Consider the following 25,179-nt stretch of genomic DNA (forward strand, 5'->3'; position numbering starts at 1 on the left):
CGAAACTGTCGGAGCGGGCGGCTTCGCTCTCGTTCCAGGCGGCATCCGGAAGCGGTGCCACGCGCGGCGGCGCGGCGTCGGTCGCGACCGCGGGACGGGCCGACATCTGATCGCGTCCGGGCATCGCCCGCACGATGTTCGGCTCGACGACGATGTCGGTCGGGCCACCGATCATCAGGAGATGCTCGACGTTGTCGCGGCGGACCAGCACCAGGCGGCGGCGGCCGTCGACGGCAGCTGCGTCGATCACCGCCAGTCGCGGCATGCGTCCGCGGTTGGCGTTGGCCCCGAGGCGGTTCCCAGCGAAGCGGCGGACGAGCCATGCGGTGACGCCGATCAGCGCCAGCACGACGGCGAACGCCAAGACGAATGTAACGACCTGCATATTGGAATCCCCGGCCATCGTGGCCTTCCTCAGCTTCCGCCATCAACGAGCGCGGATTGATAAGTGTGGTTTGCTTTAGCGAATCGCGCCCGAGATTCGCCTTATTTCTTAATTCCCAGCGGCTTGCAGCCGACTGTTCTATTAATAAACCAAGAATCGCTTGTCCCAAAACGACTTCTCAGCGCCCCACGCTGTCTTGGTCTGTGCTGGTTAACGCAGCATTCGTGGCGAAAATGCGCTCGCCGGCCGCAGTTGCGGCGTTCTCCACGGCTCCGTCGGATATTTTAACCACCCGTTAACCATACACCGGGCAAATTCTGCCTACCTCGGAAGGCCCAAGGGGCGTCCAAGAGGTTAACGGAGCCGCGGCGATGTCCATGAACGATCTCCCGATCCTGTCGGCGTTGCGCAGCAAGATGCAATGGCACCAGGAGCGCCAGCGGGTGCTCGCCGAGAACATTTCCAATTCCGACACGCCGAACTTCCGGCCGCGCGACCTGGTCGAGCCGAAGTTCGACCGGGGCGGCGCCACGGTCGGCGGCATCGGGACGCTGCCGATGATGCAGACCAGCGCCACCCACATGGCGGCGTCCGGCGCGCCCGACAACTTTGACAACGATCGTGGCAAGAGCGGGTTCCAGACCCGTCCGGCCGGCAATGCGGTCAATCTCGAGGACCAGATGCTGAAAGTGTCGGCCAACCAGATGGACTTCGCGGCCGTCACCTCGCTCTACAGCAAAAGCCTGCATCTCCTGAAAACCGCGATCGGCAAGGGCTAGGCCGCCTGACGGCGGCAGGAGGATCCCATGGCAGATGGAACAAGCGATTTCGCCCGCTCGATGAGCATCGCGACCTCGGGCCTGCGCGCGCAGGCGGGGCGGATGCGGGTGATCTCGGAGAATATCGCCAACGCCGATTCGACGGCGCAGACCGCCGGCGGCGATCCCTACCGCCGCAAGGTGCCGACGTTTTCCTCGGCGCTCGATCGCTCGCTCGACGCCCAGGTCGTCACGCTCGGCCGGATACGCCCCGATCAGTCGTCGTTCCGCATCAAGCACGAGCCGGGCAATCCGGCGGCCGACGCCTCCGGCAACGTCAAATATCCGAACGTCAATTCGATGGTCGAAATGACCGACATGCGCGACGCCCAGCGCTCCTACGAGGCGAACCTCAACATCATCAGCGCGACGCGGCGGATGATCCAGCGCACGCTCGACATCCTCAAGTCCTGACGCAACAAGTACAGGGAATGTAACTCATGGCTACACCGACAGTCGCAGCCAACGCCTACGCCAATCTTGCCAAGATGATGGAGCGCGGCGGCGCCGAAAAGGCCGGGCAGGCAGTCGCCGGTCCGTCCTTCAGCGCGCTGTTGAAGGACTCCGTCGGCAGCGTGCTGGAGGCGGGCAAGAAATCCGACATGCAGACCATGGCGATGGCCTCGGGCAAGGCGAACGTGATGGACGTGGTGACGGCGGTCGCCGACACCGACGTTGCGGTGTCGACACTGGTCTCGGTCCGCGACCGCGTGATCCAGGCCTATGAAGACATCATGAAGATGCCGATCTGATTGTCATTCCGGGATGCGCCGAAGGCGCAGGCCCGGAATCCATAACCACGATCGGGAGTATGGATTCCGGGCTCTCGCTTCGCGAGCCCCGGAATGACTAGAGCAAACAACCAGCAAGCGAGAATCCAAAATGACCGGTCCTGAAACTCTCGACGTGGCGCGCGATGCGATCTGGACCATTGTGTTGGTGTCGTCGCCCCTGATGGTGGTCGGCCTCGTGGTCGGCGTTGTGGTGTCGCTGTTCCAGGCGCTCACCCAGATCCAGGAACAGACGCTGGTCTTCGTGCCGAAGATTCTCGCGATCTTCGTCACATTGCTGCTGGCGCTGCCGTTCATGGCCGACGCGCTTTCCAGCCACATGATGCGGATTTCGTCGCGAATCATCGGCGGTTGATGCACTAATGCCGCGGTCATGCGCATCGACGTTTCCCTGCTGCCGGCGCTGGCCGCAATCTTCGTGCTGGTCTTTGCGCGCGTGGGCGCGATGGTGATGCTGCTGCCCGGTTTCGGAGAGAGCAACATCCCGGCACGGGTCAAGCTGTCGATCGCGCTGCTGCTGACGCTGATCATCCTCCCCCTGCATCGCAACGCCTATCACGTCGACCTGACGTCGATCTCCGCGCTCGGCGTGCTCATGGTGCATGAGCTCATCATCGGCATCGTGCTCGGTGCGACCGCGCGGGTGACGCTGTCGGCGCTCAATGTCGCGGGCTCGGTGATCGCGCAGCAGCTCGGCCTCGGCTTCGTCACCGCGGTTGATCCGACCCAGGGCCAGCAGGGCCAGATCGTCGGCAACTTCCTCACCATCCTCGGCCTGACGCTGCTGTTTGCGACCGACAGCCACTATCTCGTCATCGCGGCGCTGAGCGAAAGCTACCGGATCTTCTCGCCGGGCGAGATCATGCCGACCGGCGACGTCGCCGCACTGGCGACCTCCGCGTTCTCCGCGGCCTTCAAGATCGGCCTGCAACTGTCCGCACCGTTCCTGGTGTTCGGCCTCGTCTTCAACATCGGGCTCGGCGTGCTGGCGCGGCTGATGCCGCAGATGCAGGTCTACTTCGTCGGCGTGCCGCTCTCGATCATGGTCGGCTTCCTGATCTTCGGCATCGTGCTCGCCGCGATGATGAACACCTATCTCGACTACTTCCTCGGCGTCATGCGCCAACTCGCCCCAATGAACTAGAGCGTTTTCGAGCGAAGTGGGAACCGGTTCGCGTGAAGAAAACGCGTCAAAAATAGGATCTCAGAACATGATGCGATCAAGTCGCATCAAGTTCCAGGGGAGCAGAGATGGCCGACGATACCGAAGACAAAACAGAAGATCCTACGCAAAAACGTCTCGACGATGCCCTTGAGAAAGGCGACGTCGTCAAAAGCCAGGAGGTCAACACCTGGTTCATCATCGCCGGCGCCACGCTGGTGCTGTCGACCTTCTCCGGCTCGATCGGCGGCGGCATCTTGATGCCGTTGCGCAACCTGATCGCCAATTCATGGATGATCCGCACCGACGGCGCCGGCCTGCTGGCGCTGACGCAATCGCTCGGCTACGCCGTGGTTGCCGCGATCGGCGTGCCGTTCCTGATGCTGGCGCTGGCCGCGGTCGCGGGCAACATGATCCAGCATCAGCTGGTGTGGTCGGGCGAGCAGCTCAAGCCGAAATTCTCCAAGATATCGCCGGCTGCCGGCTTCAAGCGGCTGTTCGGCAAGCAGGCGGTGGCGAACTTCCTGAAGGGCCTGTTCAAGCTGATCGCGCTCGGCGCCGTGATGGTGGCGGTGCTGTGGCCCGACCGGATGCGCATGGAATCGTTCCTGCGGGTCGATCCGGCCGAGCTTCTGCCCGCCGTCACCGGCATGACGGTGCATCTGTTGGCGGCGGTGGTTGCCATCCTCGCCGTGGTTGCGATCGCCGACTACTTCTTCCAGTACCGGACCTGGTACGAGCGTCACAAGATGTCGCTGCAAGAGATGAAAGAGGAGTTCAAGCAGTCGGAAGGCGACCCGCACGTCAAGGGCAGGATCAAGCAGTTGCGGGTCCAGCGCGCCAAGAAGCGCATGATGGCCCAGGTTCCGAAGGCCTCGGTGATCATCACCAACCCGACCCACTATTCGGTGGCGCTGGCCTACGACCGCAGCATGTCGGCGCCGGTCTGCGTCGCCAAGGGCGTCGACAACCTCGCCTTCAAGATCAGGGAGGTCGCCAAGGAGCACGACATTCCGATCGTGGAGAACGTGCCGCTGGCCCGGGCGCTCTATGCGACCGTCGAAATCGACAAGGAAATCCCGGTCGAGCACTATCATGCGGTTGCCGAAATCATCGGCTACGTGATGCGGCTGAGGCGCGGCCTGTCCGGCCTGCGCCAGTAAGGGGCGGAAAACCGCTTGAAATGCGTGTAACTTGCGAAATCGCCGCCTGATGGACTTGCGTTTTCGGGTCCGATTCAGGCACTCAGGGGCAAGGTGGCCGGCCGGTCGCCTTCGTGATGCAGACGAGCCATGTCTCTCCAGATGACCGCCGATAGCAACGATCCTCCCGCGACTGAGCCGTTCGTGGCCCGCGGGCCAGCGCGGCGCAGCGGCAGCATCCTGCTGGTGGTCCTGATCGCCATCGGCATCGTCGCTCTGGCAGTCTGGCTGATGGCCATCGGTCGTACCCAGGCGCAGCCCTATATCCTCGGCGTGCTGGCGCTGCTCGCCACCGCCGGCCTGTTCAACCTGTTTGCGCTGGCCGCCGGCATCATCCGCTTCTCCGACCGCACCACCGACGACCCGGTGATGGCACGGATTGCCGACCACGCCCAGGAAGGGCTCGTCGTCACCGACTCCCGCAGCCACGTGGTCTATTCCAACGCCGCCTATCTCGCGCTGACCGGCGCGGCCGGGCCGCAGGACGTCCGGCCGGTCGAACGCGTCTTCATCGGTAACCCCGACGTCTCCGAGGCGGTGTTCCGCCTCCTGAAGGCGGCGCGCGAGGGCAAGCGGCAGCAGGAGGAGGTCCGTGTCGCCGGCCATGAGGCCGGGCCAGGCGGTGCACAAGGCCGTTGGCTGCGCCTGCGGGTCCGCCCGCTCGGCGAGGGCAAGCGCGACGCGAAATACGCGGTGTGGTCGATCGCCGACATCACCCGCGACCGCGAGCGCCAGGAAGACGTGTTCCAGGAGCTGCGGCATGCGATCGAGTATCTCGACCACGCGCCATGCGGCTTCTTCTCGGTCAATCCGGCCGGCGAGATCGCCTATGTCAACGCGACGCTCGCCAACTGGCTGGATTACGATCTGGCCGAGATCGGTTCGGGCGGCCTGAAGCTGACCGACATCGTCTCGGGTGACGGCGCGGCGCTGCTGACCTCGATTGCGGCGGTGCCGGGCGAGGTCAAGACCGAGGTGTTCGATATCGACCTGCGCATGCGCGGCGGCAAGACCGTGCCGGTGCGGCTCTATCACAAGCTTGCCTTCGGCGCCGACGGCGCGGCAGGCGCCTCGCGCACGCTGGTGATCAGCCGTGCCCGCGACGAGCGTTCCGATCCGGAGCGCGCCGCCGAAGTGCGCTTCATGCGCTTCTTCGACCATACGCCGATGGCGATCGCGACCGTCGATCGCGGCGGCAATGTGGTCGGCGCCAATGCGCGCTACGCCAAGCTGGCGCAGGGGCTGAACGGCGACGGCGGCGCCGCCAAGTCGATCTTCCGCGCGGTCAATCCGCGCGACCGCGGCCTCCTGATCGCTGCGATCAACCAGGCTGCGGAAGGACAGGGCGATATCGCGCCGGTCGAGGTGATGCTCGACGGGCCCAAGGAGCGCTTCGCCCAGTTCTTCGTCACGACCGTCGAGAAGGACGAGCGCGACGCCGAGACCGCGATCGTCTACATCCTCGAGATCACCGAGCGGCGCGCGCTGGAAAACCAGATCAACCAGTCGCAGAAGATGGAGATGGTCGGCCAGCTCGCCGGCGGCATCGCGCACGACTTCAACAACGTGCTGTCGGCCATCATGATGGCGAACGACTTCCTGTTGAACGCGCACAAGCCGACCGACCCGTCATTCCAGGACATCATGCAGATCAAGCAGAACGCCACCCGCGCCGCGACGCTGGTGCGGCAGCTGCTTGCGTTCTCGCGCCGCCAGACGCTGCGGCCGCAGGTGCTCGATCTCGGCGATGCGTTGAGCGACCTCACCATGCTGCTGCGCCGGCTGATCGGCGAGAAGGTCAAGCTCGACCTCGTGCATGGCCGCGATCTGTGGCCGGTGAAGGTCGACGTCTCGCAGTTCGAGCAGGTGGTGGTCAATCTCGCGGTCAACGCGCGCGACGCGATGCCCGACGGCGGCAAGCTGATCATCCGCACCGCCAATGTGTCGACCGAGGAAGCCGCCCAGCTCGCCAACAAGGGCATGCCGGCGGCCGACTATGTGAAGATCGAGATTTCGGACACCGGCACCGGCATTCCGCACGAGATCATCGACAAGATCTTCGAGCCGTTCTTCTCGACCAAGGAAGTCGGCAAGGGCACCGGTCTCGGCCTGTCCACGGTCTACGGCATCGTCAAGCAGACCGGCGGCTTCGTCTATGTCGATTCCGTGCCGGGCGGGGGAACCACGTTCCGGATCTATCTGCCGCGGCATCGCCAGGAGCAGGAGGTCGCGCCGGAGGCGCATGCCGGCAACGGCGCGGCAAAGGAGACTGCTACCGCTGAAGCCGCCAAGCCGAAACCGGATCTCACCGGGCAGGGCACCATCCTGCTGGTCGAGGACGAGGATGGCCTGCGCTCACTCAATGCACGCGGTCTGCGTTCGCGCGGTTACAGCGTGATCGAGGCGGCCAACGGCGTCGAGGCGCTGGAGGCGTTCGAGGAGAACAACGGCAAGGTCGATCTCGTCGTGTCCGACGTCGTGATGCCGGAGATGGACGGGCCGACGCTGCTGAAGGAAATGCGCAGCCGCAATGCCGAGCTGAAGATCATCTTCGTCTCCGGCTATGCCGAGGACGCATTCGAGAAGAGCCTGCCGGAGAACCAGCAATTCGCTTTCCTGCCGAAACCGTTCACCTTGACGCAGCTGGTCGCCGCGGTGAAGGAAACCATGACGGCGAACTAGCCCTGCGACGCTGCGATGCGCTCTTGATTTCTCGCAGGTGCGAGGTGAAATTCCGGTGCGGCTGCGGTTGAAACCCGGCCTCATCTCGCGCTAGGACGCAGTGTCGCGCCCACAAGCACCATAGTGTCACATCTCCGCGACCGAGGGCCGCAGCCGCGGTTCCCGTTTCCGGCTTCACTTTTATCAGGCCCTGCCCATGTTAGGGGCGTTTCCCCATGCCGGGGAATCCTTTGAGGAAACCAACATGAATTTCTCGCAACGCACGCGTGGAATTGTTCGGGCGATCGCCGTCACAATGGCGCTGGCGCTGCCCGTCATGATGACCGTTTCGGCAGCCGACGCCCGCGTCGGCGGCGGCGGCTCGCGCGGCTCGCGGACATTCTCCGCGCCGCCCAGCACCAACACTGCGCCGGGCTCGGTTGCGCCGATGAACCGTACCTTCAGCCAGCCCGGCAGCCCGGGCATGAGCTCGCCGGCGGCGGCGAATTCCGGCGGTCTGTTCGGCCGCGGCGGAATGGGTCGAGGCCTGCTCGGCGGCCTCGCCGCGGGGTTCCTTGGCGCCGGCCTGTTCGGCATGCTGTTCGGCGGTGGCCTGTTCTCGGGTCTCGGCGGCCTGTCGTCGATGCTCGGCCTGCTGCTGCAGATCGGTCTGATCGTACTCGTGGTCCGGCTCGCGATGTCGTGGTGGCAGCGCCGCAATGCGCCGGCCGCCGCTTACGCCGGTGGGCCCGACGTCGGTCCTGGCCCGCAGGCGAACGCCCGTTCGGGCTTCGGCTTCGGCATCGGTGGCGGATCGAACGCGCCGGTCGAGATCGCGCCTCGCGACTACGAGACGTTCGAGCGTCTGCTCGGCGACATCCAGACCGCGTGGTCGAACGAGGACATCGCGAAGCTGCACACGCTCGCGACGCCCGAAATGGTGTCGTACTTCTCGAAGGATCTCGAGGAGAACAAGGCACGCAACGTCACCAACAAGGTGACCAATGTGAAGCTGCTGCAGGGCGATCTCGCGGAAGCCTGGCGCGAAGGCGACAGCGAATATGCGACCGTCGCAATGCGCTACTCGCTGGTCGACACTGTGCTCGAGCGCGGCAACGGCCGTCAGGTCAGCGGCGGGCAGCCGGAGGAGGTCACCGAGGTCTGGACCTTCGTCCGCCAGCGCGGCGGCAATTGGGAGCTTTCGGCGATCCAGCAGACCAACTGATCGCTTGCCCGAGACGACAGATAGAAGGCGCCGCGGCTTGGTCCGCGGCGCTTTTGTTTGTGGGCTTCATTCGCGTGTCGCGGTGCCGGAATATCCGGACAGGCCGCGGGTTCATGTCAGCGGACCATAACAACCATCGGGAGGATCATAGGATGAAGATCGTTGCGCAGATCGCGGTTCCGGCCTGTCTTGCGTTCGTCGTCATGTCTGCGCCGCCGGCAGCGGCGCAGACCGCCGACACCAGCTTCTTCGTGACCAGCAACGGCATCGGCAATGGCGGCAATCTCGGCGGCCTCGCGGGCGCCGACAATCACTGCCAGACCCTGGCGCAGGCCGCGGGCTTCGGTGCGCCGAAGACCTGGCGCGCCTATCTTTCGACCCAGGCGGCCGATGGCAAGCCCGCGGTGAATGCGCGCGACCGCATCGGCAAGGGGCCGTGGAAGAATGTGAAGGGCGTCGTGGTCGCCAAGGATGTCGCCGACCTGCACAGCGCCGGCAACAATCTCACCAAGCAGAGCGCCCTGTCCGAGAAGGGGGAAGTCGTCAACGGTGCCGGCGACACGCCGAACCGCCACGACGTGCTGACGGGATCGCAGGCGGACGGCACGGCGTTTGCGGCCGGTGAGGACCGCACCTGCAAGAACTGGACAAGCAGCACGCAAGGCGCTGCCATGGTCGGGCATTTCGACCGCAAGGGCCTGCGCGACGACGAGCCGTCAAAATCCTGGAACATGTCGCATCCCTCGCGCGGTCCGGACGGCGGCTGCTCGCAGGCCGATCTGAAGAGCACTGGCGGCGACGGCCTGCTGTACTGCTTCGCGGCGAATTGAGGGAACGGCGCATGAAAGTTCGTCGTCATTGCGAGGAACTCGCGACAAAATTGCAAGGCAATTTTGCGCTGAAGCGACGAAGCAATCCATCTGTCCGCATATGCGGCGCGATGGATTGCTTCGCTTCGCTCGCAATGACGGTGATAGCACGGCAGGATACTAACAACCGCCGCCGCCCACGCGCTTAGCTCTTCTTGCGCTTGGTGGTCTTCTTTGCGGCTTTCCTGACGGTCTTCTTGGCAGCTTTCTTTTTCTTCGCGGCTTTCTTCTTGGTCGCGAAATAGGCCTCGACCTTCTTCGAGGAATGTCCGACCTCGGCCACCGCGGCCTTGAGCCGGGCAGGGGTCACCTTGAATTTCTTCGACCAGTAGCGGACCTCGTAGGGCTCGCTGATCGCGATCCGTGCGCGGTCCGCGGCCATGTGGCGCTGTTCTTTGAAAAAGGCCTCCACCTTCTTGGCAGAGTGCCCGACCTTCTTGACGGCGGCCTTGAGCTTCGCCGGCGTGACCTTGAACTTCTTGGACCAGTACGCAACTTCGTACGACTCGCTCAGCGCAATCAGCGCGCGATCCTGTGCGCCCCGCTTCTTCTTGTTGTCCGCCATCAGATGATCCTTCATCGAAGATTCCACGTTGGAACCTTAGCAGTCCCCGCGCGGTTCGCACAGGCAGCCTGTGCGCGATGGACGATCTGACCGTATCGCGGCTACGATCTAGACGACGGGCAGCGATGCGGCGAAGTTTTTGGAGATAAGTCCATGCACTATCAGCTCTACTACTGGCCGATGATCCAGGGGCGCGGCGAATATGTCCGCCTCGCGCTCGAGGATGCGGGCGCAGATTATACCGATGTCGCACGCGGCAAGGGCGGCACAGGCGCCATGATGAAGATGATGGACGCGCACAAGGGCACGCCGCCCTTTGCGCCGCCGTTCCTCAAGGCCGGCAGTCTCGTGATCGGGCAGACCGCCAACATTCTGCTCTATCTCGGCGCGCGCCACGGCCTGGCACCGAAGGCGGAGGCGGGAAAGCTCTGGGTGCACCAATTGCAGCTGACCATCGCGGACTTCGTGCTGGAGATCCACGACACCCATCATCCGCTCGGTCCGTCGCTGTACTACGAAGACCAGAAGGCGCCGGCGAAGAAGCGCACGGAAGAGTTCTGGAAATCGCGGGTGCCGAAATATCTCGGCTACTTCGAGGACCTGGTCGCGGCGAACGGCGGTTCGTTCGTCACCGGGCGTCGGCTGACCTACGTCGACCTGTCGCTGTTCCAGATCGTGGAAGGCCTGCGCTACGCATTTCCGAAGCGGATGGCGAGGTACGAGAAGAAGGTGCCGCGGCTGCTCGCGCTGCGCGATCGTGTTGCCGAGCGGCCGAACATCAAGGCGTATCTGGCGAGCGAACGGCGGATTCCGTTCAACGAGGAGGGGATCTTCCGGCGCTACAAGGCGCTGGATTTGTAGGTCTCGTCATTCCGGGGCGGTCCGCAGGACCGAACCCGGAATCTCGAGGTTACGGCGCGAGATTCCGGGTTCACGCTTCGCGTGCCCCGGAATGACTGCTCTGCAGTCACCGGCTCCGTCCATCCACCGGCGTCATCGCGATCTTCGACAGATCGATGCCGTCGATGCAACTGACATTGAGCGCCACGATGTCGGCGCCATCGGGCTTGTTGCCGAGCGCGAACACGTCGACGCCGCAATCGACGCAGAGCTGGTGACGGATCGCATGGCGGTTGAAGAGATATTCCTTCAGGTTCTCGGCGCCGGCGCGGAGCTGGAAGCTCGACGGCGGCATGAACACGAAGTGCAGGCCCTTCTTGGTGCAGATCGAGCAGTTGCAGGCGGTCACCATCGCCATGTCGGTGGTGCATTCGAAGCGCACCTGGCCGCAATGGCAGCCGCCCGTGTAGGTCTTGTTCTCTGCCATGATGGTTCCTCACCACAGTCCGGGCACGAGGCGATAGCGCACCCGTGCCGCATAGTCGGCATAGCCTGACAACCCCGCCACCAGCGTTCGCTCCTCGATCCGGGTGCGGAACGCGAACATCGCGAAGAACACCGGCGCGAAGGCCAGGCCCCACCAGGAGCCGAGCGTCAGCGGCACGCCGATGAAGAACAGCATCACGCTCGCATACATTGGGTGGCGGACCAGCGCGTAGGGCCCGGTTGAGATCACGTGATGGTCGCGCTCGGTCTGCACCTTCACGACCGGCGCGGCGAACGAATTGGTGCGGAACACCCACAGGATCAGCGCGGTCGAGGCCAGATATAGCACCAGGCCGAGCACGATCAGCAGCACGCCGGCATTGGCGCCGCCAAACCGGCGATCGAGCCCCATCGCGACGAACCACAGCACCGCGATGACGAGGAACACCAGCATGAAGCGCTTGTCTTCGGTCGGCTGGCCCTCACGCGCGGTGAGACGCATGCGCTCGGCCAAGAGGCCAGGATCGACCTTGGCAAGCCACAGCCCGCAGGCCGGGCCGATCAGCGCCGAGGCGATCAGATAAGCCCAAGCGCCAGGCCAGTGCAGCGTGCCGGCGAAGGCAAACAGCAGCGCGGCCATGGCGATGACGAAGAAGGCGTTCTGCAGGAGGAGCTTTGCGATCATGGGAGGCTCCGCGATTCCGACAGCGATTATCGCACTGTTTTCCCGGCGAGCATGCGGCCGCGATCATCAACTTTCGGAGCGGGCGAGGTGTTCCTGCGTCGCTGTTGCATTGCCTCGGTATTGACAGTCATATAAGCAATTGCTTATATATCGGCATGACCGCCACCGTGCAGCTGACCAACGTGCTCAAGACCCTCGCGGACCCGACGCGGCGGGCGGTGTTCGAGCGGATCATCCGGGAAGGCGAGATCGCCGCGACCGGGTTGGTGCAGGGCTCAAAGGTGTCGCAGCCGGCGGTGTCGCAACATCTGCGCGCGCTGCGCGACGCCGGGCTCGTCGCCGAGCGGCGTGAGGGCCGGCATATCCATTATCGCGTCGCGCCGAAGGGGCTCGGCCCACTGATCGACTGGCTTGGCCATTACGAGACGTTCTGGGCCGAGCGCTTCGCAAATCTGGAACGGCTGTTGAAGGAGAGTGAGTGATGGGTGAGACGCACGCGATCACGGTGGAGAAGGTGCTGCCTTATGCTGCCGACAGGATCTGGCGGACGCTGACCACGAGCGACTTGCTGATGAAATGGCTGATGCCGAACGATTTTCAGCCGCGCGTCGGTCGCCGCTTCAATTTCCGCACCAAGCCGATCGGCGATTGGGACGGCGTCGTGCATTGCGAAGTGCTGGATTGCGATCCGCCGCGGCTGCTGCGCTATTCCTGGAAGGGCGGCGCCGACACCAATCCGCAATTCGGCTCGAAGCTCGACTCCGTCGTCACCTGGACGCTAACGGCGGTCGAGGGCGGCACGCATGTCCGCATGGTGCATGACGGCTTCGTGTTCCCCGGCAACCGCTACGCGTTCGACATGATGAGCCCGGGCTGGGGCAAGATCGTCGATGCGATCGGGCGGGTCGCCGCGGAAGCCTAATGGATCACTCGTTGTTGCCGCGGCGAACCGTGATCGAGGCGTCGGTCCTGTTGCGCGTGCATTCGAGATTCAGGCGGCGATAGCGCATCGTGATGGTGTTGCCGCGCAGGATGCCCATTCGCTTCAAGCAGCGCGAGGTGCCGGTGGTGGCGTCGTCCTTCGGCACGGTGAAGATCAGCGCGGTGGCCGAGCCGACCAGGTTGAAGAACTCCGGCTTCATCCTGCGATCGGTCTTGGCATAGAGCTCGATCGAATAGTCCTTGCCGCGGCAGCCGAGCGACAATTCCTTGGCAGCCGGGTGTGTGAGGTATGTGATGTTGGCGGCGCTGAAATTGACCTTCAGCCCGTCGATCTGGCCGGCGAGCTGCTTGGCGATGTCCACGCAGGGATCGGCATGCGCGGGCGAGGCGGCGAAGGCGCTCGCCAGCGCGATCAGTGCGGCAGGCAGGGTGGAGCGGATGCTGAAAGAGCGTCGGCGCAACGGTGCTGTCACGAAATACCCCCGCGGTATGGAAATACGCGAAGCTACATGCAGGCTCCCGCGAAGCGCGTCAATATCGCCGCTCCGTCAGGACGGGCACTTTCCGTCCTGCGCCTTGGAGGCCCCGGCGGCCCGACGCTCGCAATCATTGCCATAGGTCTTGCCGTCACAGCCGCACACCGGCTTGAAGATCTTGTTGCAGATCGTCGGCCGGAACGCGCAGGTGCCGGACTGGTCGGCACGGCCGCAGCTACCGGATTTGAACTGGCAGAATTGGCCGCGACTGCTGCATTGGAGGCCGGCGAGGCCGCCGCACGGCCTGCCGAGGCGGGCCGCATCGACGCCGCTCGGGAGCGCGATCAACAAGGCCAGCGCCGCAAACCGGATGAAAAGCGCTGTCTTCATGAAGGCCTCCTGATGGCTTCCCCGGCCGGTTGGCGGTGTGCTGCGCGTTGTGGCAACCCGAGATTACCGCGGCATGAAACCTAGCACGTGGATTGCCGGTCCCGCGCATGGCTGGAAGGCAGCCGGCTTCCCTTTCCTTTGCCCGAAAAAGGCTTAGAACGGCTCTACATTGCCGACGGCCCTGCGGCCGGACCGGCCTTTCGAACCCGACCTGCAAGCCCAAAGAGCAGCTCATGAACGCCCCCTCCGCCTTCCCCGACCAGCAGAAGCCCGTTCCGCCCTACAAGCATACGCCCTTGTTCCCGCTTGGTGCCGACACCACGCCCTACAAGAAGGTGACGAGCGAGGGCGTCCGGGTCGAGAAGGTCTTGGGCAAGGACATGCTGGTGGTGTCGCGGGAGGCGCTGCGGGCGCTCTCCGAGGCCGCCTTCGGCGACATCAACCACTACCTGCGGCCGGGCCATCTGAAGCAGCTGCGCTCGATCCTTGAGGACAAGGAAGCCAGCGACAACGACAAGTTCGTCGCCTTCGACTTCCTGAAGAACGCCAACATTGCGGCCGGCGGCGTGCTGCCGATGTGCCAGGACACCGGCACCGCGATCATCATGGGGAAGAAGGGCTGCAACGTCATCACCGATGGCGAGGACGAGGCCGCGCTGTCCGAAGGCGCGCGCGACGCCTATCTGCGCCGCAACCTGCGCTACTCGCAGGTCGCTCCGCTGTCGATGTACGAGGAGAAGAACACCGCCAACAACATGCCGGCGCAGTGCGAGATCTACGCCGAGGGCGACGACGCCTACAAGTTCATGTTCATGGCCAAAGGCGGCGGAAGCGCCAACAAGAGCTTCCTGTTCCAGGCAACGCCCTCGGTGCTGACCAGGGACCGGCTGCTGGCGTTCCTGAAGGAGAAGGTGCTGACGCTCGGCACCGCGGCGTGCCCGCCGTATCACCTTGCGATCGTGATCGGCGGCACCTCCGCCGAGCTCTGCATGAAGACCGTGAAACTTGCCTCGGCGCGCTATCTCGATGCGCTGCCGACCCACGGTTCGCCTGACGGCAATGCGTTCCGCGATCTCGAGATGGAGCAGGAAATCCTCAAGATGACGCAGTCGCTCGGCGTCGGCGCGCAGTTCGGCGGCAAGTATTTCTGCCACGACGTGCGCGTGATCCGCATGCCGCGCCATGGCGCCTCGCTGCCGATCGGGCTCGGCGTCTCCTGCTCGGCTGACCGCCAGGTACTCGGCAAGATCACCAAGGACGGCGTCTATCTCGAGGAGCTCGAGCACAATCCGGCGCAGTATCTGCCCGCGGTCGAACAGTCGCTCGGCGGCGAGGTCGTCAAGATCGACCTCAACAAGCCGATGAAGGAAATCTTGGCGACGCTGTCGCAATATCCGATCAAGACCCGCGTCTCGATGACCGGCACCATGATCGTGGCGCGCGATTCCGCGCATGCCAAGCTGCGCGAGCGGCTGGAGAAGGGCGAACCGCTGCCGGATTATTTCAAGAACCACCCGGTCTACTACGCCGGTCCCGCCAAGACGCCCGACGGCTACGCCTCCGGCGCATTCGGCCCGACCACCGCGGGACGCATGGATTCCTTCGTCGACCAGTTCCAGGCCGCCGGCGGCTCGATGGTGATGGTCGCCAAGGGCAATCGCGCGGTCGCGGTGCGCGAAGCCTGCAAGAAGCACGGCGGCTTCTATCTCGGCTCGATCGGCGGCGCGGCGGCGAACCTCGCCGAGCACTGCATCAAGAAGGTCGAGGTGGTCGAGTATCCCGAGCTCGGCATGGAAGCGATCTGGCGCATCGAAGTGGTGGACTTTCCGGCCTTCATCATCATCGATGACAAGGGCAACGACTTCTTCAAGGAATTGAATCTGGGTTGAGGGCGACTGGCCTCGACGGATTCTCCAAAGGCTGGGTCGCCGTCACCATCGACGGCGACCAGCGTACGATCTCCTTTCACAGCGATATTGCGGATGCGCTGGCGGGTCCGTTCGACCGCGCCGGGATCGATATCCCGATCGGCATGACCGATGACGGCGAGCGCGGCTGTGACCGTCTCGCCCGTGAGCGCCTGCGCCCGCACACCTCGCGCGTCTTCACCGGCGCGCGGCGCTGGCTGTGGCAGGAGTTTGACGATCCCGATCGGGCGAATGAAGAAGCGCTGCGCCGCGGCCAGACCCGCGTCTCGCGCCAGCTCTGGCATCTCGGGCGGAAGATCATGGAGGTCGACGCGTTCGTGCGTGCGAACACCGCACGCGACATCCGCGAGGTGCATCCCGAACTGGTGTTCCTGCGGCTGAACGGCGCCACGCCATTGCCGCCAAAGAAGTCGGAGGAGGGCGATGCGCTCCGTCGCGGGTTGCTGAAGCGATCAGGCTTTCGCGAGATTGATCGTTGGCTCACCGAGGTGCGGATCGGCACCGGCGCGAAACGCGATGACGTGCTGGACGCCTGCGCGGTGGCACTCGCGGCCCATGAACCAAGCGGCTGCGTTCCCGGAGGACCGCGGCCGCTGGATGCGCATGATCTGCCGATGCAGATCTGGTTCTCGAGCGTTTTCAAGCGAAGCGGATAGCGGTTCGCGCGAAGAAAACGCGTCAAGAGAAGTGGAGGGGTTACGCGCGCGTGCCGGTGAAGGGGAAGCTGCCCATCGGGCCGATGCCCATCTCGCCGGAGATGCTGCCGTCGCCTGCGACCTTGCCGCTGAATTCGAGCGTCAGCGGCATCGGGTTGGTGATGGAAACCTTCCAGGCGACGTCGTCGCCGTTCACGGTGCCGTCGAAGATTTCGGTGGAGTTGCCGTCGGCGCCCTGCGTGCCGGTGAGCGTGCCGCCCGAGCTCGAAAGCGACAGCGTCGCCTGGCGATCGCCCATCGGCGTCGTCATCGTGAGATTCCAGTTTCCGTCCACCGCCATTGATGTCTCCCCTGAAATAAAGCGTGCGCGGGTATAGCCCATCTTGCCGCGCGCGCCTAGTTCGCGGCTGCGGCGATCAGGCGCGGGCGGCGGCGCGCAGCCGGTTTCCGACCAGGAAGCGGAAGGCGGCATACTGGATCGCAAAGGCGGCGATCTTGGCACCGAGCAGAACCACCGACACGTAGAACGCCCACAGCTTCATGTCGCCGGTCGCTGCGACCGCGATGGTGCCGGCGGCGAGGATGAACATCAGCCCGGCCCAGGCATAGCCGGCGAGGGTGGCGTATTCCGGAATGGTCTCGGTCACGATCGGCGGCAGATAGCGCAGCATCCAGCCGCGCTTCAGCATGATGGCGCCGATCGCGATGTGGCCGATCGCGGGCTTCGCCAGCACGAAACGCGGATCGTTGGTGACGAGCGTCGCGCCGCCCAGCACGATCACCAGCCCAAGGCTCGCCCAGGTCATGTAGCCGAGCGCCTGTCCCTTGACGCGGGCATAGGCCACTTGGGCAATGGCGCCCGCGATCGCAACGCCGGTGGCGATCAGCACGTTGTCGGTGGCGAGATAGACCACCAGGAACACGATGGTGGAGAGGAAGTCGCTCGCGAGCCTGGCAAATACACTCTTCATCGTCGTGGTTTCCGTTGCCTCGGGTGCGGTGATCGTTCTTGTATTGTGTCGGCAGCGTTCAGTGCGTGGGCAGCGCGCTCGCCGGCGGCACGCTGTCCTTGGCCATGCGATATTGCGGATACCAGCGGGTGAAGCCCACCGCGGCGTTGCGCGCGGCGAAAGCGATCAGGAGGCCCGTCCACAGCGGCAGGGCCGGCACGTAGAGCACCGCGAGGTTGCCGATCAACATCAATAGCGTCGCGGCGGTCCACGCGCCGGTGATCAAATAGTTGGCGGTGATGAAGCCGGGCAGCTTCGCGGTCTCGGCATCGACCTGTTCGAGCGCATATTGCCGCGCGAACGGTTGGCCGATCAGGATCGAGGTGAGCGATACAAGGAGGATGCCGGCATCGACCGCGATCTTCACCGCGATGCCGCTCGCCGTCGCATCGACGAAGGTGAGATAGAAACCGACCGCGGTAAACACGATCACCGAGCCGACGCCGAGGATCTTGATGCTGCGGCCGCGCGCGATATCGAATGCAATGACGGCGAGGCAGATCAACGTGGCGCAGAGCAGGCTTACGGTAGCCGAGGTCACCAGCATCAGCGTAGCGAAGACACCGTAGGGAGCGAGGATCAGGAAGATCGTCATTGGGAGTCTCATCGGCTGATCTTTACATCGTAAAGATAGCCTAGGGGTGGGCAAGGAAAGCGTCAAGCGAAATCTTTACAGTGTCAAAATCGTGATGTGGTGGAGAAAAATAGAGATGAGGCAATGACATAGAGCGTTAGCGGTACTCGGTATTCACCGTCCCGGACCGTCATGGCCGGGCTTGTCCGACCATCCACGTCTTTCCCGCAAGTGGTGACAAAGACGTGGATGCCCGGGACAAGCCCGGGCATGACGCGTGGAGTGGTTGGTGCCCTGACGCCTCGGACGATCGGCAGCTACTCCGCCCCGACCCAATTGCCGTGGAAGCCATCCGGCACGCGGTGGCCGAGATGGACCAGTGCGGTCGGACCAGCCTCGACATCTTGCGCGTTGAAGACCGCGAGGTCGCTGCGGTTTTCGCGGGCGCGCCAGACCACCGCGACCAGCCAGCCGTCGCCCTCCGCCGCGTCAGCACCGCGTTCGACGAACACGGGCTCGGAGATCGTATCGCCGGCGGGCAAGAGATAATGGCCGAGCCGCTTGCCACGGCCGTCGACATGCACGATGCCCGACAGCGCGCCGAACATCGGCAGATCGGGGTTGGCGCAGGCATACCAGCCGTGATTGCTCGCAAACCCCGCGCGGCGATCGTCGACGCGGGGGAATTCGCCAGTGAGGTCGTCGAGATAGGTTTGCGTGAAGCGGTCGGTGTTGCCGGAGAGGTCGAAAGTCCAGCGGCAATAGCGCGCGCGGTTCTTCTTCGGGTCGGTCTGCGAGCCGTCCGGATGGTTGAACAACGGCGCTTCCTCGAACTGCATCACGTCGGCGATGATGCGGTTGCCTTCTTCCCACGCGTTCATGACATGGAAGACGTAGCAGGTCTCGGCGCGGAACCAGACGATGTCGTTTGACGAACCGCTGCGCTTCATCACGCCGACATAGGCGCCTTTCTCCGGCTCCCAGGCGTAGGGCGCCTGTCCGCGCATCGCGCGCTGCATGCTGCCGGTGATCGGCAGGATCGGAAACAGCACGTGATTCTCGGTAACGATGAAGTCGTGCACCATGCTGGCATACGGCGCCTCGAAGCGTTCGAACCGGCTCACCACGCCGGACGCGCTCACCGCGCCGAACGACAGCGCCGGCGTCAGCGGACCCGCGGCGTTGTAGCCGAAGAACACCATCTCGCCGGTGACCGGATCGATCTTGGGATGCGCGGTGAAGGGACCTGATATCGCGCCCTTGTAGTCGCAATAGCCGAGACGATTGAGCGTGCCGGGCTCGATCTCGGTCGGCAAATGGCCTTCCTCGAGCGCAAGCAGGCGGCCGCCATGGAAGATGATGTTGGTGTTGGCGACGCCGCCGTCGGTGGTTGTCGTTGCCGGCGTATCCGGCATCTTGCGGCCGAAGCCGCCGAACAGCGCGCGGCCGGCGTCGTGCTCGGCCTGCCACTTCGGCGTGCGGACCCAGCGGTTGCGGTAGCTGGCGCGGCCGTTCTCGAGGTGGAAGGCATGCAGCATGCCGTCGCCGACGAACCAGTGCGCGCCCGGCGCCTCGAACTGCGGGTTGGGGCCGTTGCGGTAGAGCGTGCCGTTCAGCTCGCGCGGCAGTTCGCCGGACACCTTCAGGAACGGCGCATCGGCTTCGAACGGGATCGGCGCCAGATTGGTGCGCGCCGCGTTGGATGTGACCTGGTCGAGCATTCCGGATCTCCCTGCATCATAATCTTTACATCGTAAAGATATCAGTAGGGATGACACCGAAGATCGTCAAGCAAAATCTTTACAGTGTAAAAATTGCAACCTATAACGGCCGCATGGCAAGATTATCCAAGGAAAACAAGGCGACTCGCCCCGCACAGGCCCCGAAGCGCCGGGTTACGCGAGCCGCTACCGTTCGCTCGGCACCGCGGCGCCGGACCAACGACACGCCGTATCATCATGGCGATCTGCACGAGGCGCTGTTGAAGGCCGCCGAGCGCGTGCTTGAACGTGATGGATTGGCGGGACTGACGTTGCGTGCGGTGGCGCGCGAGGCCGGCGTCTCGCACGCGGCGCCCACACATCATTTCGGCGATCTGACCGGTTTGCTCAGTGAACTCGCGGCGATTGGTTTCCGGCAATTCGGCCAAGCGATGGCGGCGGCGGACGCTTCCGCGGCGACGCCACCCGAAAAGGGCGTGGCGAGCGCCAAGGCCTATGTCGCTTATGCGCAGGCGCATCCCGGCATGTACGGGCTGATGTTCCGCAGCGAGCGGCTCGATCATGCGCGGCCGTCGCTGCACGAGGCGTCGGAGGCATCGTTCGCGGGGCTGACCCGCGGCGTCGGTGCCAGCCGGCACGAAGAGATTTCCAAGGAGCAGCTTACGCTGGACCAAGCCGCCGCGATCGCGTCCGCCTGGTCGCTGGTGCACGGCTTCACCATGCTCCTGCTCGACGGGCGCCTCAAGACGATCCTGGATCGGGCACCCGAAGGCACGTCCGCGGAAACGGTGTTGACCGCGATGCTGGGGCGGTCGGCGAGCAAACAACCGCGGCCGTAATCGAGGCTGTCGCGCGATCAGCGCTTGGTGAGCGCTGTGGTCCGGCCGCTCTGGCCGACCGTCTTGACCTGGTCTGCGCCGCATTTGAAATCGCGGGCGAAGTTGTCAGCGGCTTGCCGCGCCAACTCGTTGGCGCCGGGATTGGCCGCGGCGTCGATATAGGCGACATGGCAAACCTCGCCCGGCGGCAGCCGCGTCACAGCGAGCATCGCGCGCGAGACCGGGCCGCCGCGGTTGTCCTGCTCGCTGTTGTCGGCGATCTGCCAGCGCTGGATGATCGCGTACGGCTTGCTGCCGGCGGCGCGCCATTCGACCGTGTTGCCGGTCGAGCTGAACGGACCAAACCAGGCCTGCGCCGCCGGTTCCCTGGCTGCTGCTTGGTGGCTTCGGCCGACCGAGACCACTTCACGCAGGTCGCCCTCGTTGATCAGCACCACAAGGCCGGACTTTCCCGGGCAAACCCGCGTCGTGCTGCCGTCCTCCTCGTTGGGCTTGCCGATCATGCGGCAGGCCTTCGGCGCCGTCGATGTGTAGCTGCTGCTGATCGTTTCAGCGCCAGCCTGACCAGCATTTGCGCCGTCGAGCGCCATAATGATTGTTGCAAAAGCAAGGTATTTCATCGGGGGAAACCTCCGATCCGGACGTTACTTTGTGTCTGACATATACAATCTGGGGAAGGTTCAACAGACACGCGGGAAACACCTGACAGGCGCGCGGAATCGTCCTAGAAGGGCGGCTTCGCAACTTCTGTCGCGTGCACCTTGCGTGCCGTAGCCTCGATCGTCATGACCACATCATTATCGCACAAGCCCTATCGCGTCGGCCGTTCCCGCACTGGCCTCGGCCTCTTCGCCACCAAGCCGATCAAGAAAGGCACCAAGATCATCCGCTATTTCGGGCCGCTGCTCGACTCGAAGAAGAAGGATGAGGACGCGATCGAGAACAAGTACCTGTTCGAGCTCACCAACCGCTGGACCATCGACGGCTCGATCCGCGAGAACGTCGCCCGCTACATCAACCACGCCTGCCGGCCGAACGCGGAATCCGACGTCAAGCCGCGCAAGCGCAAGGTGTTCATCCGCGCCATCAAGGACATCGAGCCGGGCGACGAGATCAACTACGACTACGGAACCGACTATTTCAAAGCCTATCTGAAGCCGATCGGCTGCAAGTGCGATGCCTGCGAGAAGAAGCGCAAGAAGCAGCGCGCGGAGGCGCGGGCGGAGCGGGTGCGGCTGAAGGAAAAGGCCGAGCGGAAAGCCAAGCGTGAGGCTGAGAAGCTCGCTGAGAAGCGGTCCAAGGAGCGGAAGGCCAAGGCGAAGAAGGCTGCCAAAGCCAATGGCAAGGTCGCCAACGGCAACGCCCTGAATGGCAAGGCCTTAAACGGGAAGCACCTCAACGGCCACAGCCTGACCGCCGCGGCTGGCAAGCGGGTGGCGCCCTCAAAGCGCGCTGCTGCGCGCGTGCTGCAGGCCTGAGTTACGAAACCGATCCTGTTCGACGATTGTCATGACGCGCGCGCCGGATGGCGCGCTGGACGCGGCAGGTAGGCGCATTCGGCGAGCGTGGTTCCGTCGAGTTCGCGCATGAAGGCTTCGCGGGCCGCCGCGAGCCTGGCTTTCAGCCGGCAGCGCGGCAGCAGCACGCATTCTCCGCCATCATCCCTGAAACATTCGACCAGCGGGCTGCCGCCTTCAAGCGCGCGCACCACCTCGCCAAGCGTGATCGCCTGCGGGGCGCGCGCCAGCGAAAATCCGCCGCCCGCGCCGCGCTGGGTCGCGATGAAGCCGGCCTCGGCGAGGTCGCGCACCACCTTGGCGAGGTGGTTGCGGGAAATGCCGAATTCGGCCGCGATCTCACCGGTGGCAAACGAACGGTCCGGCTCGCCGGCCAGCCGCATCAGGGCGCGCAGCGCAAAATCCGTGAACGATGTGAGGCGCATGGAAGCCCTTCGAAATCAGCACTTGGCGGATCAGCTATAGCAATCTAAATAGGCATTTGAAATACCTATTTATGGAGACCCGCAATGGCGGAGGCAGAGCGCCGCGAGCAGATCACGGCCGGCATCATCGAGCGGACCGGCATCACCGAGGCTCTCATCGAGCAGTTGGTCCATGGCTTCTACGCAAAGGTCCGCAAGGACCCGATGATCGGGCCGGTGTTCGAGGCCAGGATCACCGATTGGGAGCCGCATCTGGCGCGGATGTGCGCGTTCTGGTCGTCGGTCGCGCTGATGACCGGGCGTTATCACGGCACGCCGATGGTCAAGCACATGCCGCTGCCGATTGATGCCGCGCATTTCGACCGCTGGCTCGAGCTGTTCGAGGCGACCGCGCATGAACTTTGCGCACCCGTCGCTGCGGTTCATTTCGTCGAGCGCGCACGCCGCATCGCCTCCAGCCTCGAGATGGGCGTCGCCAGCGGGCAGGGCGTGATGCTGGCGGTCGGCGAACGTTACAGGCGAAGCGAAGCAGGAGCAGCGGGGTAAGGCGGCACTCCGACCCCGTCATTGCGAGGAGCGAAGCGACGAGGCAATCCACGGTTCCGCACATGCGGCTCGATGGATTGCTTCGCTTCGCTCGCAATGACGAACGCTGCTACGCCGCCACCACACCTTCACTTCTGCGCAACCCGACATATTGCAGTTCGGCGAACACGCCGGTGGCGATTGCCTGGGCGAGGATGACGATGGTCCCGAGCAGGTTCGGCGTCACCGCGCCCGAGAGCAGCAGCGCGATGCTGGCCAGCGTCCAGACCGCGTTGCCGACCACCACCAGCATCACCACCGCCTTCGGCGCGGATGTGCGGCTGCCGAGCCAACCGACCAGCGCGGTGTAGGCGACCAGGAACAACCCGGTCTCGCGCAGCAACGCTTCCGGCAGGCCGAGCAGCGATGCCAGCGCGCCGGCGTCGAGCACCATGGCTATGGCGGATACGCCGCTGAAGACGGCGTCGGCGAGCAAGGCGCGGCGCAGCAGCTGGGACGAATGGATCATGGCAGTCTCTCCTCTGGTTGGTTGGGATGGCGTTGGTCAGCGGAACAGGGATTGCAGCTGACGCCACAGCCGGAACGGGCAGAGCGCCTTGCCGACCTTGATCTCGACCGCATAGACCTGCGCGAACACGAACACGCCCGTGTCGTGCACGAGCGGCTGGGGCATGTTGAGCGAACGTGCGACCAGCCAGGTGCCCAGATGGAGCAGCCACGGGATCAGGACGGCGAGGGCGCGGATAAGGGACAGCATCAGCATGGTCATCTCCTGTGCCGTGGAAGATGAGCCGCCCGGCGCGCCAATTCGATTACCTCAGGCGTAATGGAACGGGCGAATTTCGCATGGTAGGTTTTGCAGCATGAACGCACATGCATCCACAGCGCGGGCCGAGCCCGCAAAACCCCTCCTTGTCGGCGAGCACCTGCGCGAGTGGCGGCAGCGCCGGCATCTCAGCCAGCTCGACCTTGCCGTCGACGCCGAAATCTCGGCGCGGCATTTGAGCTTCGTCGAGACCGGCCGCTCGGCGCCGTCGCGCGACATGGTCCTCAAACTGGCGGAGCGCCTCGACGTGCCCCTACGCGAACGCAACGTGCTGCTGGTCGCCGCGGGCTTCGCACCCGCTTTCCCGCAACGCTCGCTGGAGGATCCCGCGCTGAAATCGGCGCGCGAGGCGATCAATCTGGTGCTGAAGGCTCACGAGCCCAATCCGGCGCTGGCCTATGACCGGCACTGGAATCTGGTCTCCGCCAACCGCATGGTGGCGCCGCTGCTCGAGGGCGTGCCGCAGCGGCTGCTCGGCCAGCCCTTCAACATCCTGCGGCTGGCCTTTCACCCGGAGGGCTTGGCGCCGCGCACCGTGAATCTGGCGGAATGGGCCGCGCATCTTTTGGAGCGGCTGCACCGGCAATGCGAGGCGACAGCTGATCCGGAGCTGCTCAAGCTCTATCAAGATCTGAAGTCCTATCCGATCCCGGCGCGGTCGGCCCCAATCACGGCGGACAACAACGTCGCGCTTCCGTTCAAGCTCCGCCTCAACGGCGAGATCCTGAGCTTCATCTCGACGACCATGGTGTTCGGCACGCCGGTCGATATCACGTTGCAGGAACTGGCGCTGGAGACCTTCTTTCCGGCCGACGAGCTGACCGCCGAGCGGACGCGGCAGATGGCAGCCAGTATGAAATAGCGGCTTGTCTCGGGGCGCTTTCGGCTTACCTTCCGGGTTCCATTTCCGCCGGGAGCCCCCGCCATGAGCGATCTGAAGCCGCTTCGCCTCGACATCGTCTCCGACGTCGTTTGTCCCTGGTGCTACATCGGCAAGCATCGCATCGAGGACGCGCTCAAGCTGGTGCCTGACGTGCCGGTCGAGGTGCACTGGCGGCCGTTCTTCCTCAACAATTGGGTGCCGCGCGAGGGCATCAGCCGCGACGAATATCTCACCGCCAAGTTCGGCTCGGTCGAGGCCTACAAGGGTATTGCCAGCCGCGTGGTCGCAGCCGCCAACGAGGAGGGGCTCACCTACCATCCCGAGCTCGTCAAGCGGCAGCCCAACACGATCGACTGCCACCGGCTGATCCACTGGGCCGAGGCCAAGGGCAAGGCGGCCGAGATGAAGCAGCGGCTGATGGAGCTGTATTTCCGCGACGGCGGCGATCTCACCGACACCGACATGCTGGTGCAGGCAGCCGCCGATGTCGGGCTCGATGCCGACGACGTACGCAAGCGCCTTGCCACCGATGAGGATGTCGCGCTGGTCTCGGCGCAGGCCCAGGAGGCCGCCGAGAAGGGCATCTCCGGCGTGCCGACCTTCGTGTTCGCGCAGAAATACGCAGTGTCCGGCGCGCAGCCGGCCGAGCAGCTCGCCCGCGCCATCCGCCAGGTCTCGGCCGAGATCAACGCGCAGGCGGCGGAGTAGTCCGCAATCCCTTTCCAAAGCCCGGCTCACGCCGGGCTTTTTCGTTTGC

Annotated in this window: 33 protein-coding genes; 19 read left to right on the plus strand and 14 right to left on the minus strand. The window is 64.5% G+C overall.

Going from position 1 to position 25,179, the window contains the following annotated elements; all coding sequences use genetic code 11:
* Positions 1-385, minus strand: a 385-nt coding sequence (locus tag H8A95_RS01060) for a flagellar biosynthetic protein FliO (protein WP_229181404.1), incomplete at its 3' end; no start/stop codon positions are given.
* A 371-nt stretch (positions 386-756) separates the two neighbouring features.
* On the opposite strand from H8A95_RS01060, the gene flgB reads away from it, so the two are divergent.
* From flgB to H8A95_RS01105, 9 genes are all read left to right on the plus strand, one after another.
* Complete coding sequence (gene flgB, locus H8A95_RS01065) at positions 757-1,164, plus strand: flagellar basal body rod protein FlgB (protein WP_229181405.1); 408 nt, start codon at positions 757-759, stop codon at positions 1,162-1,164.
* Positions 1,165-1,191: 27 nt separating this feature from the next.
* Entirely contained in the window at positions 1,192-1,617 is a 426-nt protein-coding gene (gene flgC, locus H8A95_RS01070; RefSeq protein ID WP_021077939.1) for a flagellar basal body rod protein FlgC, read from the plus strand.
* Between the two features lie 26 nt (positions 1,618-1,643).
* Positions 1,644-1,955, plus strand: coding sequence for a flagellar hook-basal body complex protein FliE (gene fliE, locus H8A95_RS01075; protein WP_163162533.1), 312 nt, complete (start codon positions 1,644-1,646; stop codon positions 1,953-1,955).
* Between the two features lie 130 nt (positions 1,956-2,085).
* Entirely contained in the window at positions 2,086-2,349 is a 264-nt protein-coding gene (gene fliQ, locus H8A95_RS01080) for a flagellar biosynthesis protein FliQ (protein WP_050401183.1), read from the plus strand.
* Positions 2,350-2,367: 18 nt separating this feature from the next.
* Positions 2,368-3,138 (plus strand): flagellar biosynthetic protein FliR, encoded by a 771-nt coding sequence (gene fliR, locus H8A95_RS01085; protein WP_229181406.1) that lies wholly within the window; start codon positions 2,368-2,370, stop codon positions 3,136-3,138.
* A gap of 107 nt (positions 3,139-3,245) precedes the next feature.
* Positions 3,246-4,319 (plus strand): flagellar biosynthesis protein FlhB, encoded by a 1,074-nt coding sequence (flhB, locus tag H8A95_RS01090; protein WP_229181407.1) that lies wholly within the window; start codon positions 3,246-3,248, stop codon positions 4,317-4,319.
* A gap of 141 nt (positions 4,320-4,460) precedes the next feature.
* Positions 4,461-7,040, plus strand: a complete 2,580-nt coding sequence (gene cckA / locus H8A95_RS01095) for a cell cycle histidine kinase CckA (protein WP_229181520.1) — start codon at positions 4,461-4,463, stop codon at positions 7,038-7,040.
* Between the two features lie 244 nt (positions 7,041-7,284).
* Positions 7,285-8,244: a Tim44 domain-containing protein gene (locus tag H8A95_RS01100; RefSeq protein ID WP_229181408.1), complete on the plus strand. Its 960-nt coding sequence runs from the start codon at positions 7,285-7,287 to the stop codon at positions 8,242-8,244.
* 203 nt (positions 8,245-8,447) lie between these two features.
* The gene (locus tag H8A95_RS01105) at positions 8,448-9,074 is read left to right on the plus strand and encodes a lectin (RefSeq protein ID WP_229181521.1); all 627 of its coding nucleotides are present in this window, start codon (positions 8,448-8,450) and stop codon (positions 9,072-9,074) included.
* A 184-nt stretch (positions 9,075-9,258) separates the two neighbouring features.
* Here H8A95_RS01105 and H8A95_RS01110 read toward each other — a convergent pair whose 3' ends face one another.
* Positions 9,259-9,678 (minus strand): DUF3606 domain-containing protein, encoded by a 420-nt coding sequence (locus H8A95_RS01110; RefSeq protein ID WP_229181522.1) that lies wholly within the window; start codon positions 9,676-9,678, stop codon positions 9,259-9,261.
* 153 nt (positions 9,679-9,831) lie between these two features.
* On the opposite strand from H8A95_RS01110, the gene H8A95_RS01115 reads away from it, so the two are divergent.
* A complete protein-coding gene (locus H8A95_RS01115; RefSeq protein WP_229181409.1) occupies positions 9,832-10,539 on the plus strand; it encodes a glutathione S-transferase in 708 nt (235 codons plus the stop codon).
* Positions 10,540-10,645: 106 nt separating this feature from the next.
* On the opposite strand, the gene H8A95_RS01120 is transcribed toward H8A95_RS01115, so the two are convergent.
* Positions 10,646-11,005 carry a GFA family protein gene (locus H8A95_RS01120; protein ID WP_229181410.1) on the minus strand — a complete coding sequence of 120 codons (360 nt, stop codon included), beginning with the start codon at positions 11,003-11,005 and terminating at the stop codon, positions 10,646-10,648.
* Between the two features lie 9 nt (positions 11,006-11,014).
* Positions 11,015-11,689: a methyltransferase family protein gene (locus tag H8A95_RS01125; RefSeq protein ID WP_229181411.1), complete on the minus strand. Its 675-nt coding sequence runs from the start codon at positions 11,687-11,689 to the stop codon at positions 11,015-11,017.
* 155 nt (positions 11,690-11,844) lie between these two features.
* On the opposite strand from H8A95_RS01125, the gene H8A95_RS01130 reads away from it, so the two are divergent.
* Both H8A95_RS01130 and H8A95_RS01135 read left to right on the plus strand, forming a co-directional pair.
* Positions 11,845-12,171 (plus strand): ArsR/SmtB family transcription factor, encoded by a 327-nt coding sequence (locus H8A95_RS01130; protein ID WP_229181412.1) that lies wholly within the window; start codon positions 11,845-11,847, stop codon positions 12,169-12,171.
* A complete protein-coding gene (locus H8A95_RS01135) occupies positions 12,171-12,611 on the plus strand; it encodes an SRPBCC family protein (protein ID WP_229181413.1) in 441 nt (146 codons plus the stop codon). Before H8A95_RS01130 ends, H8A95_RS01135 begins: the two co-directional genes overlap by 1 nt.
* A 4-nt stretch (positions 12,612-12,615) precedes the next feature.
* Here the strand turns inward: H8A95_RS01135 and H8A95_RS01140 are convergent, their stop codons facing one another.
* Entirely contained in the window at positions 12,616-13,071 is a 456-nt protein-coding gene (locus H8A95_RS01140; RefSeq protein WP_229181523.1) for a hypothetical protein, read from the minus strand.
* Between the two features lie 108 nt (positions 13,072-13,179).
* Entirely contained in the window at positions 13,180-13,497 is a 318-nt protein-coding gene (locus H8A95_RS01145) for a Kazal-type serine protease inhibitor family protein (RefSeq protein WP_229181414.1), read from the minus strand.
* A 233-nt stretch (positions 13,498-13,730) separates the two neighbouring features.
* On the opposite strand from H8A95_RS01145, the gene H8A95_RS01150 reads away from it, so the two are divergent.
* On the plus strand, positions 13,731-15,386 hold the full coding sequence (locus H8A95_RS01150; protein ID WP_229181415.1) for a fumarate hydratase: 1,656 nt from the start codon (positions 13,731-13,733) through the stop codon (positions 15,384-15,386).
* Complete coding sequence (locus H8A95_RS01155; RefSeq protein WP_229181416.1) at positions 15,383-16,081, plus strand: DUF429 domain-containing protein; 699 nt, start codon at positions 15,383-15,385, stop codon at positions 16,079-16,081. Before H8A95_RS01150 ends, H8A95_RS01155 begins: the two co-directional genes overlap by 4 nt.
* Positions 16,082-16,121: 40 nt before the next feature.
* On the opposite strand, the gene H8A95_RS01160 is transcribed toward H8A95_RS01155, so the two are convergent.
* From H8A95_RS01160 to H8A95_RS01175, 4 genes are all read right to left on the minus strand, one after another.
* A complete protein-coding gene (locus H8A95_RS01160; protein WP_229181417.1) occupies positions 16,122-16,421 on the minus strand; it encodes a hypothetical protein in 300 nt (99 codons plus the stop codon).
* Between the two features lie 76 nt (positions 16,422-16,497).
* Positions 16,498-17,052: an inner membrane-spanning protein YciB gene (locus H8A95_RS01165; protein WP_229181418.1), complete on the minus strand. Its 555-nt coding sequence runs from the start codon at positions 17,050-17,052 to the stop codon at positions 16,498-16,500.
* A 58-nt stretch (positions 17,053-17,110) separates the two neighbouring features.
* Positions 17,111-17,686, minus strand: coding sequence for a hypothetical protein (locus H8A95_RS01170; RefSeq protein WP_229181419.1), 576 nt, complete (start codon positions 17,684-17,686; stop codon positions 17,111-17,113).
* A gap of 296 nt (positions 17,687-17,982) precedes the next feature.
* The gene (locus H8A95_RS01175) at positions 17,983-19,386 is read right to left on the minus strand and encodes a carotenoid oxygenase family protein (RefSeq protein ID WP_229181420.1); all 1,404 of its coding nucleotides are present in this window, start codon (positions 19,384-19,386) and stop codon (positions 17,983-17,985) included.
* Between the two features lie 113 nt (positions 19,387-19,499).
* Between H8A95_RS01175 and H8A95_RS01180 the strand changes: the two genes are divergently transcribed.
* Positions 19,500-20,225: a TetR/AcrR family transcriptional regulator gene (locus H8A95_RS01180; protein ID WP_229181524.1), complete on the plus strand. Its 726-nt coding sequence runs from the start codon at positions 19,500-19,502 to the stop codon at positions 20,223-20,225.
* A gap of 17 nt (positions 20,226-20,242) precedes the next feature.
* On the opposite strand, the gene H8A95_RS01185 is transcribed toward H8A95_RS01180, so the two are convergent.
* Complete coding sequence (locus H8A95_RS01185) at positions 20,243-20,845, minus strand: hypothetical protein (protein WP_229181421.1); 603 nt, start codon at positions 20,843-20,845, stop codon at positions 20,243-20,245.
* 165 nt (positions 20,846-21,010) lie between these two features.
* Between H8A95_RS01185 and H8A95_RS01190 the strand changes: the two genes are divergently transcribed.
* Positions 21,011-21,703 (plus strand): SET domain-containing protein, encoded by a 693-nt coding sequence (locus H8A95_RS01190; RefSeq protein ID WP_163160431.1) that lies wholly within the window; start codon positions 21,011-21,013, stop codon positions 21,701-21,703.
* Positions 21,704-21,732: 29 nt separating this feature from the next.
* Here the strand turns inward: H8A95_RS01190 and H8A95_RS01195 are convergent, their stop codons facing one another.
* Complete coding sequence (locus H8A95_RS01195) at positions 21,733-22,167, minus strand: RrF2 family transcriptional regulator (RefSeq protein ID WP_229181422.1); 435 nt, start codon at positions 22,165-22,167, stop codon at positions 21,733-21,735.
* A gap of 84 nt (positions 22,168-22,251) precedes the next feature.
* On the opposite strand from H8A95_RS01195, the gene H8A95_RS01200 reads away from it, so the two are divergent.
* Positions 22,252-22,713, plus strand: a complete 462-nt coding sequence (locus tag H8A95_RS01200) for a group III truncated hemoglobin (protein WP_229181423.1) — start codon at positions 22,252-22,254, stop codon at positions 22,711-22,713.
* A 109-nt stretch (positions 22,714-22,822) separates the two neighbouring features.
* On the opposite strand, the gene H8A95_RS01205 is transcribed toward H8A95_RS01200, so the two are convergent.
* On the minus strand, positions 22,823-23,221 hold the full coding sequence (locus tag H8A95_RS01205; RefSeq protein ID WP_229181424.1) for a hypothetical protein: 399 nt from the start codon (positions 23,219-23,221) through the stop codon (positions 22,823-22,825).
* 36 nt (positions 23,222-23,257) lie between these two features.
* Entirely contained in the window at positions 23,258-23,482 is a 225-nt protein-coding gene (locus tag H8A95_RS01210) for a hypothetical protein (RefSeq protein WP_229181425.1), read from the minus strand.
* A gap of 94 nt (positions 23,483-23,576) precedes the next feature.
* Here H8A95_RS01210 and H8A95_RS01215 point away from each other — a divergent pair, with 94 nt between their 5' ends.
* Together H8A95_RS01215 and H8A95_RS01220 are read left to right on the plus strand one after the other, a co-directional pair.
* Positions 23,577-24,401, plus strand: a complete 825-nt coding sequence (locus tag H8A95_RS01215; RefSeq protein WP_229181426.1) for a helix-turn-helix domain-containing protein — start codon at positions 23,577-23,579, stop codon at positions 24,399-24,401.
* 63 nt (positions 24,402-24,464) lie between these two features.
* Positions 24,465-25,130 (plus strand): DsbA family oxidoreductase, encoded by a 666-nt coding sequence (locus H8A95_RS01220; protein WP_229181427.1) that lies wholly within the window; start codon positions 24,465-24,467, stop codon positions 25,128-25,130.
* The last annotated feature ends 49 nt before the right edge of the window (positions 25,131-25,179 follow it).

It is taken from the genome of Bradyrhizobium oropedii (assembly GCF_020889685.1).
Lineage (GTDB): Bacteria > Pseudomonadota > Alphaproteobacteria > Rhizobiales > Xanthobacteraceae > Bradyrhizobium > Bradyrhizobium oropedii.

What these genes read in the sequence shown, in the direction of transcription:
- flgB (WP_229181405.1), top strand. Translation starts at nt 757, where the DNA reads ATGTCCATGAACGATCTCCCGATCCTGTCGGCGTTGCGCAGCAAGATG.
- flgC (WP_021077939.1), top strand. Translation starts at nt 1,192, where the DNA reads ATGGCAGATGGAACAAGCGATTTCGCCCGCTCGATGAGCATCGCGACC.
- fliE (WP_163162533.1), top strand. Translation starts at nt 1,644, where the DNA reads ATGGCTACACCGACAGTCGCAGCCAACGCCTACGCCAATCTTGCCAAG.
- fliQ (WP_050401183.1), top strand. Translation starts at nt 2,086, where the DNA reads ATGACCGGTCCTGAAACTCTCGACGTGGCGCGCGATGCGATCTGGACC.
- fliR (WP_229181406.1), top strand. Translation starts at nt 2,368, where the DNA reads ATGCGCATCGACGTTTCCCTGCTGCCGGCGCTGGCCGCAATCTTCGTG.
- flhB (WP_229181407.1), top strand. Translation starts at nt 3,246, where the DNA reads ATGGCCGACGATACCGAAGACAAAACAGAAGATCCTACGCAAAAACGT.
- cckA (WP_229181520.1), top strand. Translation starts at nt 4,461, where the DNA reads ATGACCGCCGATAGCAACGATCCTCCCGCGACTGAGCCGTTCGTGGCC.
- H8A95_RS01100 (WP_229181408.1), top strand. Translation starts at nt 7,285, where the DNA reads ATGAATTTCTCGCAACGCACGCGTGGAATTGTTCGGGCGATCGCCGTC.
- H8A95_RS01105 (WP_229181521.1), top strand. Translation starts at nt 8,448, where the DNA reads ATGTCTGCGCCGCCGGCAGCGGCGCAGACCGCCGACACCAGCTTCTTC.
- H8A95_RS01110 (WP_229181522.1), bottom strand. Translation starts at nt 9,678, where the DNA reads ATGGCGGACAACAAGAAGAAGCGGGGCGCACAGGATCGCGCGCTGATT.
- H8A95_RS01115 (WP_229181409.1), top strand. Translation starts at nt 9,832, where the DNA reads ATGCACTATCAGCTCTACTACTGGCCGATGATCCAGGGGCGCGGCGAA.
- H8A95_RS01120 (WP_229181410.1), bottom strand. Translation starts at nt 11,005, where the DNA reads ATGGCAGAGAACAAGACCTACACGGGCGGCTGCCATTGCGGCCAGGTG.
- H8A95_RS01125 (WP_229181411.1), bottom strand. Translation starts at nt 11,689, where the DNA reads ATGATCGCAAAGCTCCTCCTGCAGAACGCCTTCTTCGTCATCGCCATG.
- H8A95_RS01130 (WP_229181412.1), top strand. Translation starts at nt 11,845, where the DNA reads ATGACCGCCACCGTGCAGCTGACCAACGTGCTCAAGACCCTCGCGGAC.
- H8A95_RS01135 (WP_229181413.1), top strand. Translation starts at nt 12,171, where the DNA reads ATGGGTGAGACGCACGCGATCACGGTGGAGAAGGTGCTGCCTTATGCT.
- H8A95_RS01145 (WP_229181414.1), bottom strand. Translation starts at nt 13,497, where the DNA reads ATGAAGACAGCGCTTTTCATCCGGTTTGCGGCGCTGGCCTTGTTGATC.
- H8A95_RS01150 (WP_229181415.1), top strand. Translation starts at nt 13,731, where the DNA reads ATGAACGCCCCCTCCGCCTTCCCCGACCAGCAGAAGCCCGTTCCGCCC.
- H8A95_RS01160 (WP_229181417.1), bottom strand. Translation starts at nt 16,421, where the DNA reads ATGGCGGTGGACGGAAACTGGAATCTCACGATGACGACGCCGATGGGC.
- H8A95_RS01165 (WP_229181418.1), bottom strand. Translation starts at nt 17,052, where the DNA reads ATGAAGAGTGTATTTGCCAGGCTCGCGAGCGACTTCCTCTCCACCATC.
- H8A95_RS01170 (WP_229181419.1), bottom strand. Translation starts at nt 17,686, where the DNA reads ATGACGATCTTCCTGATCCTCGCTCCCTACGGTGTCTTCGCTACGCTG.
- H8A95_RS01175 (WP_229181420.1), bottom strand. Translation starts at nt 19,386, where the DNA reads ATGCTCGACCAGGTCACATCCAACGCGGCGCGCACCAATCTGGCGCCG.
- H8A95_RS01180 (WP_229181524.1), top strand. Translation starts at nt 19,500, where the DNA reads ATGGCAAGATTATCCAAGGAAAACAAGGCGACTCGCCCCGCACAGGCC.
- H8A95_RS01185 (WP_229181421.1), bottom strand. Translation starts at nt 20,845, where the DNA reads ATGAAATACCTTGCTTTTGCAACAATCATTATGGCGCTCGACGGCGCA.
- H8A95_RS01190 (WP_163160431.1), top strand. Translation starts at nt 21,011, where the DNA reads ATGACCACATCATTATCGCACAAGCCCTATCGCGTCGGCCGTTCCCGC.
- H8A95_RS01195 (WP_229181422.1), bottom strand. Translation starts at nt 22,167, where the DNA reads ATGCGCCTCACATCGTTCACGGATTTTGCGCTGCGCGCCCTGATGCGG.
- H8A95_RS01200 (WP_229181423.1), top strand. Translation starts at nt 22,252, where the DNA reads ATGGCGGAGGCAGAGCGCCGCGAGCAGATCACGGCCGGCATCATCGAG.
- H8A95_RS01205 (WP_229181424.1), bottom strand. Translation starts at nt 23,221, where the DNA reads ATGATCCATTCGTCCCAGCTGCTGCGCCGCGCCTTGCTCGCCGACGCC.
- H8A95_RS01210 (WP_229181425.1), bottom strand. Translation starts at nt 23,482, where the DNA reads ATGACCATGCTGATGCTGTCCCTTATCCGCGCCCTCGCCGTCCTGATC.
- H8A95_RS01215 (WP_229181426.1), top strand. Translation starts at nt 23,577, where the DNA reads ATGAACGCACATGCATCCACAGCGCGGGCCGAGCCCGCAAAACCCCTC.
- H8A95_RS01220 (WP_229181427.1), top strand. Translation starts at nt 24,465, where the DNA reads ATGAGCGATCTGAAGCCGCTTCGCCTCGACATCGTCTCCGACGTCGTT.